Annotated in this window: 9 protein-coding genes; 8 read left to right on the top strand and 1 reads right to left on the bottom strand. The window is 53.5% G+C overall.

Going from position 1 to position 17,216, the window contains the following annotated elements; all coding sequences use genetic code 11:
• The first annotated feature begins 109 nt into the window (after window positions 1-109).
• The 8 genes from gltB (C942_RS22225) (at window position 110) to C942_RS22260 (ending at window position 15,806) form a co-directional block, all read left to right on the top strand.
• Window positions 110-4,657, top strand: coding sequence for a glutamate synthase large subunit (gltB, locus tag C942_RS22225; RefSeq protein WP_007470625.1), 4,548 nt, complete (start codon window positions 110-112; stop codon window positions 4,655-4,657).
• Window positions 4,650-6,122 (top strand): glutamate synthase subunit beta, encoded by a 1,473-nt coding sequence (locus tag C942_RS22230; RefSeq protein WP_007470626.1) that lies wholly within the window; start codon window positions 4,650-4,652, stop codon window positions 6,120-6,122. The genes gltB (C942_RS22225) and C942_RS22230 overlap by 8 nt, the downstream gene beginning before the upstream one ends.
• Before the next feature lie 436 nt (window positions 6,123-6,558).
• The gene (gene gltB / locus C942_RS22235) at window positions 6,559-11,022 is read left to right on the top strand and encodes a glutamate synthase large subunit (protein WP_007470627.1); all 4,464 of its coding nucleotides are present in this window, start codon (window positions 6,559-6,561) and stop codon (window positions 11,020-11,022) included.
• Between the two features lie 14 nt (window positions 11,023-11,036).
• Entirely contained in the window at window positions 11,037-12,449 is a 1,413-nt protein-coding gene (locus tag C942_RS22240) for an FAD-dependent oxidoreductase (RefSeq protein ID WP_007470628.1), read from the top strand.
• Window positions 12,450-12,586: 137 nt separating this feature from the next.
• Window positions 12,587-13,285, top strand: coding sequence for a 5'-methylthioadenosine/S-adenosylhomocysteine nucleosidase (gene mtnN, locus C942_RS22245; protein WP_007470630.1), 699 nt, complete (start codon window positions 12,587-12,589; stop codon window positions 13,283-13,285).
• Window positions 13,285-14,241 carry a cobalamin biosynthesis family protein gene (locus tag C942_RS22250; protein WP_036801523.1) on the top strand — a complete coding sequence of 319 codons (957 nt, stop codon included), beginning with the start codon at window positions 13,285-13,287 and terminating at the stop codon, window positions 14,239-14,241. Before mtnN ends, C942_RS22250 begins: the two co-directional genes overlap by 1 nt.
• Window positions 14,242-15,078: a vitamin B12 ABC transporter substrate-binding protein BtuF gene (btuF, locus tag C942_RS22255; protein WP_007470645.1), complete on the top strand. Its 837-nt coding sequence runs from the start codon at window positions 14,242-14,244 to the stop codon at window positions 15,076-15,078.
• 116 nt (window positions 15,079-15,194) lie between these two features.
• Entirely contained in the window at window positions 15,195-15,806 is a 612-nt protein-coding gene (locus C942_RS22260; RefSeq protein WP_007470646.1) for a TRIC cation channel family protein, read from the top strand.
• Window positions 15,807-15,908: 102 nt separating this feature from the next.
• Here C942_RS22260 and tyrS read toward each other — a convergent pair whose 3' ends face one another.
• Window positions 15,909-17,096 carry a tyrosine--tRNA ligase gene (tyrS, locus tag C942_RS22265; protein WP_007470647.1) on the bottom strand — a complete coding sequence of 396 codons (1,188 nt, stop codon included), beginning with the start codon at window positions 17,094-17,096 and terminating at the stop codon, window positions 15,909-15,911.
• Between the last annotated feature and the right edge of the window lie 120 nt (window positions 17,097-17,216).

Consider the following 17,216-nt stretch of genomic DNA (forward strand, 5'->3'; position numbering starts at 1 on the left):
ATCATCCGGCCGGACAGGAGTCCGCCCAAGGCCGATCACGATGAAAATAACAAATTAGGGATAACTCAGGCTCTGGACTGATGCCTGCTGAAACTGGAAGGAAGTATCTATGACAGATCAAGAGCTTAATGCTCAGGGGCTTTATGTGCCTGAAATGGAGCACGATGCCTGTGGTATCGGCTTTGTCGCCCACCTGAAGAATCGGAAATCCCACGAAATTGTCACCCAAGCCCTTGATATGCTTGCCCGGATGGAACACCGTGGCGGCCAGGGTTGCGATCCAAGCAGTGGTGACGGTGCCGGTATCCTACTTCAGAAACCTCACGAATTCTTACTTGAAGAAACCGTTAAGCTGGGTATTAAACTACCCTCATTCGAACAATACGGTGTTGGCGTCGTCCTCTTCCCCAAGGATGAATATAAACGCCAGCAGTGCCGCGATATCCTGGAACGTAACGCCAAGCGCCTCGATCTTGAAGTGATTGGCTACCGCGTTCTGCCGGTCGACAACTCAATGATCGGTGATGACCCGCTCAGCACCGAACCACAGTTTGAACACGTCTTTATTACCGGCGGTGCCAGCCTCGATCCAGCCGTGCTGGAGCGTAAGCTTTACGTACTACGTAACTACACCATCCGTGTCTGCCTTGAAAGCATTTCCAATATCGGCGATGACTTCTACATCAACTCGATGTCTTACAAGACCTTGGTGTACAAAGGCCAGTTGACCACCGAACAGGTGCCGCAGTACTTCCTGGATCTGCAAAACCCAACCATGGTGACAGCCCTGGCCCTGGTTCACTCGCGCTTTTCGACCAACACATTCCCGAAATGGCGCCTGGCTCAGCCTTTCCGCTACATTGCCCACAACGGCGAGATCAACACAGTTCGCGGTAACCTGAACTGGATGAAAGCCCGTGAAGCAATTCTGGAGTCGGAGCTGTTTAGCCAGCAAGAAATCGACATGCTGTTGCCAATCTGCCAGGAAAGCGGTTCGGACTCATCCAACTTCGATATGGCGCTGGAGCTTCTGGTTCTCTCCGGCCGCAGCCTGCCGCATGCCCTGATGATGCTGATCCCGGAAGCCTGGCAGGAAAACAAGAACATGGATCCGAAGCGTCGTGCTTTCTACCAGTACCACGCTAACATCATGGAGCCGTGGGACGGCCCGGCATCGGTCTGCTTCACTGACGGCGTTCAGGTTGGTGCAACCCTTGACCGTAACGGCCTGCGCCCGTCGCGCTATACCGTGACCAAAGACGACTTCCTAATCATGGCATCGGAGTCCGGTGTAGTCGAAGTCGAGCCGGAGAACATCCAGTTCCGCGGCCGCCTGCAACCTGGACGAATCTTTGTCGCCGACCTGGAGCAGGGCCGGATCATCTCAGACGAAGAAGTCAAAGACACCATCGCGTCGGCACAGCCATATGAGCAGTGGGTTAAAGATAACCTGCTGAGCCTCAAGTCGCTGCCGGATGCTGACAACATGCACCACCAGCCGACGCCGGAACGTCTGCTGAGCCACCAGCAAGCCTTCGGTATCACCACTGAAGAAGTCAACGAGATCATTGTCCCACTGGCGAAAACCGGTTACGAGCCGCTGGGTGCCATGGGTGCCGACTGGCCGCTGGCTGTGCTGTCACACCAATCACAGCACCTGTCGAACTATTTCAAGCAGCTGTTTGCCCAGGTAACCAACCCGCCGATCGACCCGATCCGCGAGCGCATGGTGATGTCACTTAACACCTATCTGGGTAAAGATCAGAACCTGCTGACAGAAACGCCGGAGCACTGCCAGAAAGTCGAGCTGGAATCACCAGTACTTTCCAACGCCGAACTGGAAAAGCTGCGTGCTATCGATAACGAGCACCTTCAGGCCAAAACCCTGGACATCGTTTTCCGAGCCAACGGCGAATCGGGCAAACTGGAGCGCGCACTGAAGCGTATCTGCCAGTATTCCGAAGATGCGGTAGTCGACGGCTACTCAATCATCATCCTGACCGACCGTGCAGTAAACTCTAACCACGCGGCGATTCCTGCCATGCTGGCTGTCGGCGCGGTCCACCACCACCTGATCCGCAAAGGCCTGCGCGCCAAGTGTGACATTGTGGTTGAAACCGGTGATGCCCGCGAAACCCACCACTTTGCCACTCTGTTCGGCTACGGTGCCAATGCGGTGAACCCGTACCTGGTAACCGAAACGCTGGTCGATCTGCAGAGCAAGCGCAAACTGGATCCGGAACTGTCGACAAAAGAGCTGTTTAACAACTACCGCAAAGGTATCAATGGCGGCCTGCTTAAGATCTTCTCCAAAATGGGGATCTCGACCCTGCAGTCATACCACGGTGCCCAGATCTTCGAAGCACTGGGGATCAACAAGTCCGTTGTCGACAAATACTTTACCGGTACGGTATCGCGTATCCAGGGCCTGACGATTGACGATATCGCCAAAGAAGTCCTGATCCGTCACCGTCTGGGTTACCCGACCCGCGAAATCCCGATCAAGATGCTGGATGTCGGTGGTGTTTACCAATGGAAACAGCGTGGCGAAAAGCACCTGTTCAACCCGGAAACCATCAGCCTGCTGCAGCAGTCCACCCGCAACAAGGACTACGACCAGTTCAAGCAATATGCCCAAGCCATTGACGAGCAGGGTGACAAAGCGGCAACACTGCGAAGCCAGCTGGAATTTATCAAGAATCCGGCCGGTTCAGTCCCGCTGGATGACGTCGAGCCAATCGAAAACATCCTCAAGCGTTTTGCTACCGGGGCGATGAGCTTTGGCTCTATCTCCTACGAAGCGCACTCCACCCTGGCAGTCGCGATGAACCGCATCGGTGCCAAGTCGAACTCAGGTGAAGGCGGTGAAGACCCGATCCGCTTTGAGAAGAAAGACAACGGTGACTGGGAGCGCTCAGCAATCAAACAGGTAGCTTCCGGCCGCTTCGGTGTAACCTCATACTACCTGACCAACGCTGATGAAATTCAGATCAAGATGGCTCAGGGAGCCAAACCGGGCGAAGGCGGTCAGCTACCGGGTGACAAAGTAGATGAATGGATCGGTGCAACCCGACACTCAACCCCGGGAGTCGGCCTGATTTCACCACCGCCGCACCACGATATTTACTCTATCGAGGATCTGGCGCAGCTGATCTACGACCTGAAAAACGCCAACCGTGCCGGACGTGTTAACGTCAAACTGGTATCGGAAGCCGGTGTCGGCACCATTGCCTCCGGTGTGGCCAAAGCAAAAGCAGACGTGGTTCTGATTGCCGGTTTCGACGGCGGTACAGGCGCATCACCGATTTCCTCTATCCGCCATACTGGCCTGCCATGGGAGCTGGGCCTGGCTGAAACACATCAGACCCTGCTGAAAAACGGCCTGCGTAACCGTATCGTGGTGCAGACCGACGGTCAGATGAAGACCCCGCGCGACCTTGCGGTAGCAACTCTGCTGGGTGCTGAGGAATGGGGCGTGGCAACAGCGGCTCTGGTTGTTGAAGGCTGTATCATGATGCGTAAGTGTCATAAGAACACCTGCCCGGTCGGTATCGCTACCCAGAACAAGACCCTGCGTGAGCGCTTCGACGGTCGTGTTGAAGACGTAGTTACCTTCTTCAAATACATGGCACAGGGCCTGCGTGAAATCATGGCAGAACTAGGCTTCCGTACTATCGACGAAATGGTCGGCCAGGCTCAGAAGCTGAAACTGCGTGAAGACATTGAGCACTGGAAATACCAGAACCTGGATCTGAGCCCGGTACTGCACATCGAGCAGCCGCGTGAAGAAGACGGCGTGTACAACCAGCGCGAACAGAATCACAACCTGGAAGCGGTTCTGGACCGCAAGCTGATCGAAACAGCGGCTCCGGCACTGAGCGAAGGCAAACAAGTGGATGCCGAATTCGACATCATCAACACCGACCGCAGTACCGGTACCATGCTGTCGAACGAGATTTCGAAAGTCTACAAGGACCAGGGACTGCCACAGCCGATGAACATCAAGTTCAATGGTTCGGCGGGCCAGAGCTTCGGAGCATTCCTGGCGAAAGGCGTGAAGTTCGAAGTGGAAGGTGATGCCAACGACTACTGGGGCAAAGGCCTGTCCGGCGGTACGCTGGTTCTTTACCCGGATGCCAACTCAGGCCTGATCCCAGAAGACAACATTGTTGTCGGTAACGTCTGCTTCTACGGTGCAACCTCTGGCGAATCCTACATCCGCGGCCTGGCCGGCGAACGTTTCTGTGTTCGTAACTCAGGTGCGAAAGTGGTTGTCGAGGGCGTCGGTGACCACGGTTGTGAATACATGACCGGCGGTGTCGCTGTCATCCTGGGCCAGACCGGACGTAACTTTGCCGCAGGTATGAGCGGCGGTGTGGCGTATGTCTGGGATCAGTATGGTGACTTCGAAACCAAACTTAACCCGGAACTGGTTGACCTGGACCCAATCGAGCAGGAAGACCGTGAGTTACTACAGTCAATGCTGACCAAACATGTTGAGCATACCGGGAGTACAGTGGCGCAGACTTTCCTTGATAACTTCGATGCAAATCTGGAGAAGATGGTGAAAGTCATGCCGCGCGACTACAAGGCTGTACTACAAAATCGCAAAGCGGAAGCAGAAAACAAGGAAGAGCTGGAGGCCGTGAATGGGTAAGCCTACTGGATTTTTGGAATTTGGCCGTGAGCTGCCACAAAAACTGGATCCGAGCGTACGGATCCAGGACAACAAAGAGTTTGTCCTGAACAAAGAGTTTGGTGACAAAATCAATACTCAGGCATCACGCTGCATGGACTGTGGCGTGCCGTTCTGCCACAACTCCTGCCCGCTGGGTAATATCATCCCAGAGTTCAATGACGCGGTATACCGCGACAGCTGGGAAGAAGCGTGGAACATCCTGAGTTCAACCAACAACTTTCCGGAATTTACCGGCCGGGTTTGCCCGGCCCCTTGTGAAAGCGGCTGTGTGCTTGGTATCAATCAGGATCCAATCACCATCTGCAACATCGAGAAAACCATTGTCGAAACAGCCTACCGGGAAGGTTACGCCAAGCCGAAAAAGCCGCGTGCCCGTACCGGAAAAACCGTCGCTATCATCGGTTCCGGCCCGGCTGGGCTGGCAGCGGCAGAGCAGCTCAACAGTGCTGGTCACTGCGTAACTGTATTTGAGCGTGACGAAAAAGTCGGTGGCCTGCTGCGCTTCGGGATCCCGGATTTCAAGCTCGGCATGGACATCATTGACCGCAAGGTTGCCCTGATGGCAGAGGCCGGGATCAAGTTTGAAGTGAATGCCCATATCGGCGTCGACATCAACGCCCAGCAACTACGTCAGGATTTTGATGTGGTGCTGCTGACCGGCGGCTCAACCGTACCTCGGAACCTGCCGATCCCGGGGCGCGACCTTCAAGGTGTTCACTTCGCCATGGAATTCCTGGCCCAGAACAACCGTCGCGCTAACGATATGGACCTGAAAGCCGAAGAAATCCACGCCAAAGGCAAGCATGTGGTTGTCATCGGCGGCGGTGATACCGGCTCTGACTGTGTCGGTACCTCAAATCGCCATGGTGCAGCCAGCATCACTCAGGTTGAAATCATGCCTGTGCCATCGGAAAAACGCCCGGTCAGCCAACCGTGGCCGTCATACCCGACAATCCTGCGCACCTCGACTTCTCACGAAGAAGGCTGTGAGCGCCATTGGAACATCCTGACCAAGGAGTTTATCGGTGATGACAGCGGCAACCTGACCGCACTCCGCATTGCAGATATTCAGTGGGAAGAAGCAAAAGCGGGTGAACGTCCGGGCTTTACCGAGATTGATGGCTCAGAACGCATCATTCCATGTGATATGGCTTTCCTGGCAATGGGCTTCCTTCACCCGGAACCGACCGGCGTGCTGGCCCAGCTGGATATCAAACTGGATGAGCGCGGCAATGTCGCGACCAACGGCTTTGCTACCAACCAGAAAGGCGTGTTTGCTGCCGGTGACATGCGTACCGGCCAGTCCTTGGTTGTACGTTGTATCAGCGAAGGCAGGGAATGTGCCCGTGAAATCGATGATTACCTGATGGGTAATTCCAATCTGGAAGCAAAAGCGGATTCACTTATGCTGTCTAAAGGCTAATTTTATTCACTTTTGTTCTACCGAATCAGCCAGCTCCCAGGAGCTGGCTTTTTATTACCACTCAAACCAGCCCGGCATGGCAAACCGTGGCACAGCAACAATTCAAGCTCATTAAATCATTATTGCATAACTGCTATCCGTAATAATCCGTCACCATCCCGAGAAAACGCCGACTTTTCATACCCTTCCCTGTCTATATCGCACCACACAAAATGTAAACACAATGTGTCACGACAGTAAAAAATAAACAATCCCAACCAGTTACCATAAGGCTTCTGACCTGTTTTTTACCCCGTTCGGCTTGTGATGAATATTTGACCTTTTTGTAAATTCTCGTTAACTTCATCTATTGCTGAATAGCAGAAAAGGTGATCAGGGAGATTGCCATAAATATGCAGTAACGCTGTCCGGAGGGCAGAAGCAAGGGAGAGTTGCAATGACACTGTATGACCCAACGCTGGAAAAAGATAACTGTGGCTTTGGCCTTATCGCCCACATAGAGGGGGAAACCAGCCACAAACTTGTCCGTACCGCTATATCCGCATTGGATCGTATGACCCACCGAGGCGGTATCGCCGCCGATGGCAAAACCGGTGACGGTTGCGGCCTGCTGATGAAAAAGCCCGACAGTTTTTACCGTCTTGTCGCAGAAGAGCTGGACTGGAAACTCGCCCGCGAGTTTGCTGTGGGGATGATTTTCCTAAGCCAGGATCCGGTCAAAGCCGAGCAGGCGCGTACTATTATCAGCGAAGAACTGACCAAAGAAACCCTTTCCATTGTCGGCTGGCGTGAAGTACCGGTTGATCCTAAAGTACTGGGGCCGATTGCCACAGAATCACTCCCGCAAATCGAACAAGTCTTTATCAACGCCCCGGCAGGCTGGAAGCCACGGGATGTCGACCGCCGCCTTTATATTGCTCGTCGCCGGATAGAAAAGCGAATTAACGAAGATCCGGATTTCTATATCTGCAGCCTGTCGACCCAGGTAACTGTCTATAAAGGACTGTGCATGCCTGCCGACCTGCCGCGGTTCTACCTCGATCTGGGTGATATCCGCCTGGAATCATCGATTTGCCTGTTCCACCAGCGTTTTTCGACCAATACCCAACCGCGCTGGCCGCTGGCTCAGCCGTTCCGTTATCTCGCCCATAACGGCGAAATTAACACTATCGCCGGTAACCGCCAGTGGGCACGGGCTCGAGCCTACAAGTTCTCCTCACCATTGCTGCCGGATTTGCAAACAGCCGCTCCGTTCGTCAATGAAACCGGCTCGGACTCATCAAGCCTGGATAATATGCTGGAACTCTTCCTCTCCGGCGGTATGGATCTGTTCCGGGCGATGCGGATGCTGGTTCCGCCGGCGTGGCAGAACCACCCGGATATGGATCCCGAACTTCGAGCCTTCTATGACTTTAATACCATGCACATGGAGCCGTGGGACGGCCCGGCCGGTATTGTCATGTCTGACGGCCGCTATGCAGCCTGTAACCTCGACCGTAACGGCCTGCGCCCAGCCCGCTATGTCATCACCAAAGACAAGCTGATCACCCTGGCATCAGAGATTGGGATCTGGGACTACGCCCCGGATGAAGTTGCTGAAAAAGGTCGGGTTGGCCCCGGTGAGCTGCTGGTGATCGACACCAAATTCAACAAAATCTGGCACTCCGGTGATATCGACAACGAGCTGATGAGCCGCCATCCCTATAAAGAATGGATGGACAGTAACGTTAAGCGCTTGGTTCCGTTCGAAGAATTGGGGGATGATCAGGTCGGCTGCCGTACCTTCGATGACAACGAACTGAAGACCTACCAGAAACTGTTCGGAGTGAATAACGAAGAGCTGGATCAGGTGCTTCGGGTTGTCGGAGAAAACGGCCAGGAAGCCACCGGTTCAATGGGTGACGATGCTCCGGTTGCGGTACTGTCATCAAAGGAGCGGGCCATCACTGACTATTTCCGCCAGATGTTTGCCCAGGTCACCAATCCGCCAATTGACCCGCTACGGGAAAAGCACGTGATGTCGCTGGCGACCTGTATCGGCCGTGAGATGAATGTGTTCTGCGAAACCGACGGCCACGCCCACCGCGTTGCTTTCAAATCTCCGATACTGCTCTATTCGGATCTGGTCCAATTGCTGGAGCTCGACAGCCAGTACTACCGCAACAGCATCATCGACATTAACTATGATCCGGAAGAAAAGGACCTTAAACAGGCCATCCTTGATCTCGCAGATCAAGCTGAACGCCTGGTACGCAACGGTACTGTGCTGGTGGTGTTATCGGACCGCGGGATCAACCCGGACAAACTGCCAATTCCGGCAGCGATGGCTGTCGGTGCTGTCCAGACCCGGCTGGTTGATACCAACCTGCGCTGTGACGCCAATATAGTGATTGAAACCGCCACCGCCCGAGATCCGCACCAGTTTGCAGTCCTGCTCGGATTCGGCGCCACCGCCGTCTATCCTTATCTGGCTTATGAATCCCTCGGCCAGCTGGTCGACAACGGTGCCATCAGCAAGTCCTACCGTGAAGTCATGCTCAACTTCCGCGACGGCATGAACAAAGGGCTATATAAGATCATGTCGAAAATGGGGATTTCCACTATCGCCTCTTACCGCTGCTCAAAATTATTCGAAGCGGTAGGCTTAGGAGAAGAAGTGATCGACCTTTGTTTCCGGGGCGTTTCCAGCCGTATCAGCGGAGCCGATTTCAACGACTTCCAGCAGGATTTGTACAACCTTTCACGCCGGGCATGGCTCAAGCGTAAACCGCTCGAAAACGGCGGCCTGCTCAAGTACGTCCACGACGGCGAGTTCCATGCCTATAACCCGGATGTGGTGCAAACCCTGCAGCATGCGGTCAAAACCGGGGATTATCAGGATTATCTGACCTTTGCCAAGCAGGTTAATGACCGCCCGGTCGCGGCACTGCGTGACCTGCTGAACCTTAAGGAATCCGACAATCCGCTCGATATCGCCAGCATTGAACCGGCCTCCGGGCTCTATAAGCGTTTCGACTCGGCGGCGATGTCTATCGGAGCCCTGAGCCCCGAAGCCCATGAAGCTCTGGCGATCGCCATGAACCGCCTCGGCGGCTGCTCAAACTCCGGGGAAGGCGGCGAAGATCCCCGTCGCTTTGGGGGGGAACGTAACTCGCGAATCAAACAGGTTGCCTCCGGCCGCTTCGGTGTCACCCCGCACTATCTGGTCAATGCCGATGTCATCCAAATCAAGGTCGCTCAGGGAGCCAAGCCCGGCGAAGGCGGTCAATTGCCGGGGCACAAAGTCACCACAGAAATAGCCAAATTGCGTTATGCAGTGCCAGGCGTCACCTTGATCTCACCGCCACCGCATCATGATATTTACTCAATTGAAGATCTGGCGCAGCTGATCTTCGACCTCAAGCAGATCAACCCGAAGGCGCTGGTCTCGGTCAAGCTGGTTTCCGAGCCGGGTGTCGGCACCATCGCCACCGGCGTTGCCAAAGCCTATGCCGACCTGATCACCATCTCCGGTTATGACGGCGGTACCGGTGCCAGCCCGCTGACCTCGGTTAAATATGCCGGTAGCCCGTGGGAATTAGGGCTGGCCGAAACCCAGCAGGCACTGGTTGCCAACGGCCTGCGTCATAAAATCCGGCTTCAGGTCGACGGCGGTCTGAAAACCGGTCTGGATGTGGTCAAAGCCGCAATCCTTGGTGCCGAAAGCTTCGGTTTCGGTACCGCGCCAATGGTTGCCCTCGGCTGTAAATATCTCCGGATCTGCCACCTCAACAACTGTGCAACCGGTGTTGCAACCCAGGATGAAAAGCTGCGCCGCGATTTCTTCAAAGGGCTGCCGGAACAGGTGATGAACTATTTCATTGGCCTTGGTGAAGAAGTAAGGGAGTTACTGGCACGGCTGGGTGTGGAAAAACTCACCGACTTAATCGGTCGTACTGATTTGCTGGAAATCCTCGACGGGTTTACTTCCAAACAAAGCAAGCTGGAGTTAACCAGCCTGCTGCACTCCCCAACACCGGTTGAAGGCAAGACACTTTACTGCACAGAACCGAATACCCCGTTTGATCCGGCAGTACTGAGCAGCACCCTGCTTGCCGAAGCTCTGCCGGCGATCGAAAGCGGCTGCGGAGCCGACCTGTATAACGACATCCGTAATACAGACCGCTCCATCGGGGCCCGCCTGTCAGGTGAAATAGCCCTTCGCTACGGAAACCAGGGCATGGCTGCCAACCCGATAAACCTGTACCTGACCGGTACAGCCGGACAGTCCTTCGGGGTGTGGAATGCCGGAGGTCTCAACCTCTATCTCACCGGCGATGCCAATGACTATGTCGGCAAAGGCATGACCGGCGGCAAGGTTGTCATCCGTCCGCCGGTAGGTTCGGCCTTCAAATCTAACGAAGCTACCATTGTCGGCAATACCTGCCTGTATGGTGCCACCGGAGGCAAGTTCTTCGCAGCCGGTACTTCAGGCGAGCGTTTTGCGGTCCGTAACTCAGGCACCATCGCCGTGGTTGAAGGAGCCGGTGATAACGCCTGCGAGTACATGACAGGCGGCATCGTCGCCATTCTCGGCAAGACCGGTGTTAACTTCGGTGCCGGTATGACAGGCGGATTTGCCTATGTATTGGATGAAGACGGCGACTTTGCAGGACGCGTTAATCCAGAGCTGATTGAAGCCCTGCCGCTGGATGATCTGAAAATCCATCAGGAACACCTGCGCGGACTCATCGACAGCCACCTGGAAGAAACAGGCTCAGACCGAGCCCAGGAAATCCTGGCTGATTTCGACCAGTGGATCCCTAAGTTCTATCTGGCCAAGCCGAAAACTGCCGATGTAAATACCCTGTTGGGTCACCAGAGCCTCAGCGCTGCTGAGCTGCGTGTTCAGGCACAGTAAGGGAGGGATACCGAATGAGCCAGAACATCTACCAATTTATCGACGTCGCCCGTATCGATCCGGCCAAGAAGCCGTTGAAAATACGCAAAATCGACTTCGTGGAAATCTACGAACCTTTTACCCAACAGCAAGCCAGCGCACAAGCCGACCGTTGCCTTGGCTGCGGTAACCCGTATTGTGAATGGAAGTGCCCGGTCCACAACTACATTCCGCAATGGCTGAAGCTGGCCAATGAGGGCAGGATTATCGAAGCCGTTGAACTGTCGCACCAGACCAACACCTTGCCGGAAGTGTGCGGCCGGGTCTGTCCGCAGGACCGTCTCTGTGAAGGAGCCTGCACCCTTAATGATGACTTTGGCGCCGTCACCATCGGCAATGTCGAAAAATACATTACCGACAAGGCCTTTGAAATGGGCTGGAAGCCGGATATGTCTCAGGTCGAATGGACCGACAAAAAAGTAGCCATCATTGGTGCCGGACCTGCAGGCCTATCCTGTGCCGACATCCTGGTTCGCAACGGAGTTAAACCTGTGGTCTTCGACCGCTATCCGGAAATCGGCGGCCTGCTGACCTTCGGCATTCCCTCGTTCAAACTGGAAAAAGAGGTGATGATCAACCGCCGCAAGATCTTTTCCGATATGGGCGTTGAGTTCCGCCTCAATACCGAAGTCGGCAAAGATATCCAGATGGAACAACTGCTCAGTGAATATGATGCGGTATTCCTCGGGGTCGGCACCTATAAAAGTATGCGTGCCGGACTCGACAACGAAGAGGCACCGGGGGTTTATGATGCCTTGCCGTTTCTGATTTCCAACACCTACCGGGTGATGGAGCTGGAAAACGGCAACGACTTTATTGATATGAAAGGTAAGCGGGTTGTGGTGCTGGGTGGCGGTGATACCGCGATGGACTGTGTTCGTACCTCTGTTCGCCAAGGTGCAAAGAATGTTATCTGTGCCTACCGCCGTGACGCCGCCAACATGCCGGGCTCACGCCGTGAAGTAAAAAATGCCCGCGAAGAAGGCGTGAAATTCATGTTCAACCTTCAGCCTGTTGGCATCGAACTTGACCGCAGCGGCAAAGTCTCTGGGGTCAAAATGGTCAGAACTGCCTTGGGAGAGCCGGATGAAGCTGGCCGTCGCCGTCCCGAACCAGTTGCCGGTAGTGAACACACCTTAGCAGCCGATGCCATTATCATGGCCTTCGGTTTCCAGCCGCATAAGATGCCGTGGCTGGCAGCTTATGACGTCGAACTGGATCAGTGGGGGCGGATCAAAGCCCCGGCAGAAGGCAGCTTCGCATTCCAGACCACCAACACCAAGATCTTTGCCGGCGGCGATGCTGTCCGCGGCTCAGATCTGGTCGTTACCGCCATCGACGAAGGTCGCCGCGCAGCAGAAGGGATCCTCGATTTCCTGGAGGTTTAACCCACATCGGCCAACCAACAAAACCGGGAACAGTGGTATAACACCACCGTTCCCGATTTTAATTTCTTCGTGTTACAATTCCTCGCACATTAACTCCCAAGCGGGAGTCCGGATCCACAGACAAGAGAACAGTATTGATGAAAATCGGCATTATTGGCGCGATGGAGCAGGAAGTTGCCATCCTGAAAGAGCAACTGACTAACAGCGAAACTCACCACAAAGCAGGTTGTACCTTCTATACCGGTAAGCTAAATGGTGCTGATGTTATTCTGCTGCAATCCGGTATCGGTAAAGTAGCAGCTGCGGTAGGTACAGCGGTACTGCTTGAAGTATTCCAGCCGGATCTGGTTCTGAACACAGGCTCGGCAGGCGGCTTTGATTCAAGCCTGAGCGTTGGTGATGTCGTAATTTCAACCGAAGTTCGTTACCACGATGCAGATGTAACGGCATTTGGCTACGAAATCGGCCAGATGGCTCAGCAGCCAGCTTCTTTCATCTCTGATGCCAAGCTAATGGACACAGCTGAAAAAGCACTGGAAAGCATGGAAAACATGCACGCAGTTCGCGGCCTGATCTGCACCGGCGATGCTTTTGTTTGTACTGAAGCAAAACAAAACTTCATCCGTGAAAACTTCCCGTCAGTGGTTGCTGTAGAAATGGAAGCAGCCGCTATTGCTCAGGCATGTCACCAGTTCGATATTCCGTTCGTTGTTGTTCGCGCTATCTCTGACGTAGCTGACAAAGAGTCACCAATGAGCTTTGAAGAATTCCTGCCACTGGCAGCGAAAAGCTCTTCAGTGATGGTTGAGAAAATGGTTGAGCTGCTGAACCAGTAATGACCGAGACCCTCGCGTTTCTCAACGAAAACAGCTCCCTGCTGGTCTTGTGGGGAGCTATCGCCATGCAATGGCTGCTCCCTATTCCAGCCCAGCTCCACCCGCTGCAACTCTGGCAGCAACTGGCTGTTCTTATCGCCGACAAGGTGAACAAACCCGACGATCTTTACCGGCAACGACAGCTCTCCGGCTGGCTGGCCTGGTCGATGATGTGGCTGACCGTCCTGGTGCTGCTGCTCGCCCTGTCTCAGCTGGTATGGATAGACAGTGCTTTCCAACTGGTATTGTTATGGCTGGCACTGGACTGGCGCAACACGGCCAAATTCAGCAAGCGTTTTATCCGCGCCTTCAGCCGGGAAGACAAAGCTTATTGCCGCCAGTTACTGGAAGGTCAGCTGAACCGTGATACCAGTAACCTATCGCTACTCGGGCTCGGTAAAGCCGCCGCAGAAACTCAGCTGCTCGCTTACGGGCGCCTGGTGGCAGGTGTCCTGTTCTGGTATGCCCTCACCGGCGGGATCGGCGCTCTGATGTACCGCCTGGCAATTGGCATGGCCCGAGCCTGGTCACCGAGCCGTGAACGTTACCATGTTTTCGGTCAGGCTGCGGTGCGTATCCTTGCCGTGCTAGACATAATTCCGCTCCGCATTTTTGCTTTACTAATCTGTATCGGCCATAACAGCAAGACCGCTTTACAGGGAATTACCCGCCAGGGTGAAAACTGGCTGCTGCCTGGTCCCGGCTGGTTGCTGGCAGCAACAGGCCACAAGTTGTCACTCTCTCTCGGTGGGCCGGCTATCTATGAAAAACATAAAATGGAACGCCCTCGCCTCGGTGGTAAAATCGCCCCAGCAGCCCTGCACTTAGCGCAAATAGAAAAGATTGCCACTACCCGACTGGTTGGCTGGCTGGCTATTCAAAGCGTATTGATTGTAATCTTCCAGGGAGCCTTTTAAATGCACCGGCTTTATCAACTGATCCCGCTATGTCTTCTTCTGGTTTCATCTCTGTCTTTTGCCGCAAATCAGGTTCAGCGGGTGATTAGCCTTTCGCCCCATACTACTGAGCTGGCTTATGCCGCCGGGCTGGGTGACAAGCTGATTGCAGCCAGTGACTACAGTGACTACCCGAAAGCGGCCAAATCCCTTGAGCGGGTCGCCAATTTTCGCGGTATCAAGCTTGAGCGTATTGTTGCCCTCAGGCCGGATTTGATCTTGGCCTGGAAAGGAGGCAACCCAACCCGCGAAATGACCAAGCTGGAACAGCTCGGCTTCAATATTTTCTACTCCAGTCCGGTCGAGCTGGCTGATATCGCCGATACCATTGAGGCTCTGGGTCAGTATTCAGAACAGCCAAACATTGCCAACCATAATGCCAGTGAGCTTCGCGCTAAACTGACCGAGCTAAAAAGCAGACATAAAAATCTCCGTCCGATCAGTTATTTTTACCAGCTCAGCAGCTCTCCGATTATCACAGTCAACGACAACAGCTGGCCAAGCCAGGTATTTTCGCTTTGCGGTGGTAAAAATATTTTTGCCGACAGCCCGGCAGCTTACCCGCAAATTTCCGAAGAACAGGTTGTCGTCCGCCAGCCGGAAGTGATTTTCAGCACTCAGCACGCCGGTACCCAAACCGGGATCTGGCAGCAATGGCAGGGTAAACTTCCCGCTGTCGATAACCGACACATATTTAATCTTCAGGCTGACTGGCTCAACCGCCCGACCCCTCGCACCGTAAATGCCTTGGAAGAAGTATGTAACTACTTTGATATAGTTAGAAAAAATACTCTTTAACAGGGTGTCAACAATCATTGTGAAAGTGCTCACAAAGCAACCGTATCAAGTTGTACCTGTGGCGATTCGTCGTACAATCTCAGCTATTCGTTTTCTCTGAGCTTACAGGTACAAACATGCTTATATACTTTCTCGATATGTTTGGCACCGCTGTGTTTGCCGCATCTGGTGTTATTTTGGCGGGCCGCCTTCGCATGGACCCGTTCGGTGTTGTTGTACTGGCCAGCGTGACAGCTATCGGGGGCGGAACCATCCGTGACATGGCTCTTGGAGCCACACCGGTATTCTGGATCACTGATACCAACTACCTCTGGGTTATTTTTGTTACCTGTTTAATCTCAATGATGATTATCCGTCGCCCAAGGCAAATTCCCTGGTATTTCCTGCCAGTTGCTGATGCTATCGGCCTCGCCGTCTTTGTTGCTATCGGGGTGGAAAAAGCACTGCGCTTTGAGGCCTCGCCAATGGTAGCGGTGATCATGGGCGTGATGACAGGTTGCGGCGGCGGTTTGATCCGTGATGTTCTGGCCCGAGAAATCCCGATGGTACTGCGAACTGAAGTTTACGCCACTGCCTGTATTCTCGGCGGTATTGTTCATACCTCAGCTCTGGCTATCCATGTTGATTCAACCGTGGCAACCATGGCTGGTATTATCACCACCTTAACGATCCGCCTGACGGCAATTCGCTGGCACCTGTCGTTACCGGCCTTTGCTCCGAGACAATGAGTAAAATCGGATAAGGTCAGTTTGACCCGTATTGAAAAATAATGAGCACAAAAAAGGCGCCCTACGGCGCCTTTTTCAATTCTCTCGATTACTTCTAAGCAATTACTTAACAGTAACACGAGCAAACTTACGCTTACCTACCTGGTAAACTGCAGTACCAGCAGCAGGAACCAGCTTGGTATCTTCGATCTTTTCGCCGTCCAGCTTCGCTGCACCCTGGCGGATCATACGCATAGCGTCAGAAGTCGAGTTAACCAGACCGGCTTCTTTCAACAGGTTAGCAATCGCAATACCCGCTTCGAATTCGAACTCAGGCATTTCATCCGGCATTGCACCTTTCTGAAAGCGGTTGATGAACTCTTGTTCAGCCGCGTCAGCATCTGCTTCAGTGTGGAAACGAGCAATAATTTCTTTCGCCAGAAGGATCTTCACGTCACGTGGGTTCTTACCACCAGCAATGTCTTGCTTGAATTGCTCAATTTCTTCCAGTGGACGGAAAGACAGCAGTTCGTAGTAGTTCCACATCAGATCATCAGAGATTGACATGATCTTACCGAACATTTCGCTTGGCGTATCTGCAATACCGATGTAGTTATTTGCAGACTTGGACATCTTCTTAACGCCGTCCAAACCAACCAGCAGCGGCAGAGTCAGTACAACCTGAGGCTTCTGACCGTTCGCTTTTTGCAGCTCACGCCCCATCAGCAGGTTGAACTTCTGATCTGTACCACCCAGCTCAACATCAGTTTCCATTGCCACAGAGTCATAGCCCTGAAGCAGCGGGTACATAAATTCATGGATCGCGATTGGACGACCTTCGTTGTAACGCTTCTTGAAGTCGTCACGTTCCAGCATACGAGCAACAGTCTGGTTCGCAGCCAGGCGAATCATTCCTTCCGCGCCCAGCTCTGACAGCCAACTGGAGTTAAATACAATCTTAGTCTTCTCAGGATCCAGGATCTTGAACACCTGATCGGTGTAAGACTTGGCGTTTTCCACAACCTGTTCACGAGTCAGCGGCGGACGAGTGGTGTTTTTACCAGTCGGGTCACCGACCATGGCAGTAAAATCACCGATAAGGAAAGTGACTTCGTGGCCCAGTTCTTGGAAAGTGCGCAGTTTGTTCAGAATCACAGTGTGACCCAGGTGGATATCTGGAGCTGTTGGATCTGCACCCAGTTTAATACGCAGTGGACGATTTTCTTTCAGCTTGGCAATCAGCTCATCTTCAGGAATCAGCTCATCGACGCCACGCTTAATTTCAGCTAAAGCTTGTTCAATGCTGGCCATTCTTGTTCTCTCCCACAGAATAGGCAAAAAAGTAATAATCGAACATCTTACTTGAATAGCGATGTTTTTTGAAACCAGTTAGACTAGGCACTGTCTTATTTTTCCCTTTTGTGAAAAAAA

It is taken from the genome of Photobacterium marinum, assembly GCF_000331515.1.
GTDB lineage: Bacteria > Pseudomonadota > Gammaproteobacteria > Enterobacterales > Vibrionaceae > Photobacterium > Photobacterium marinum.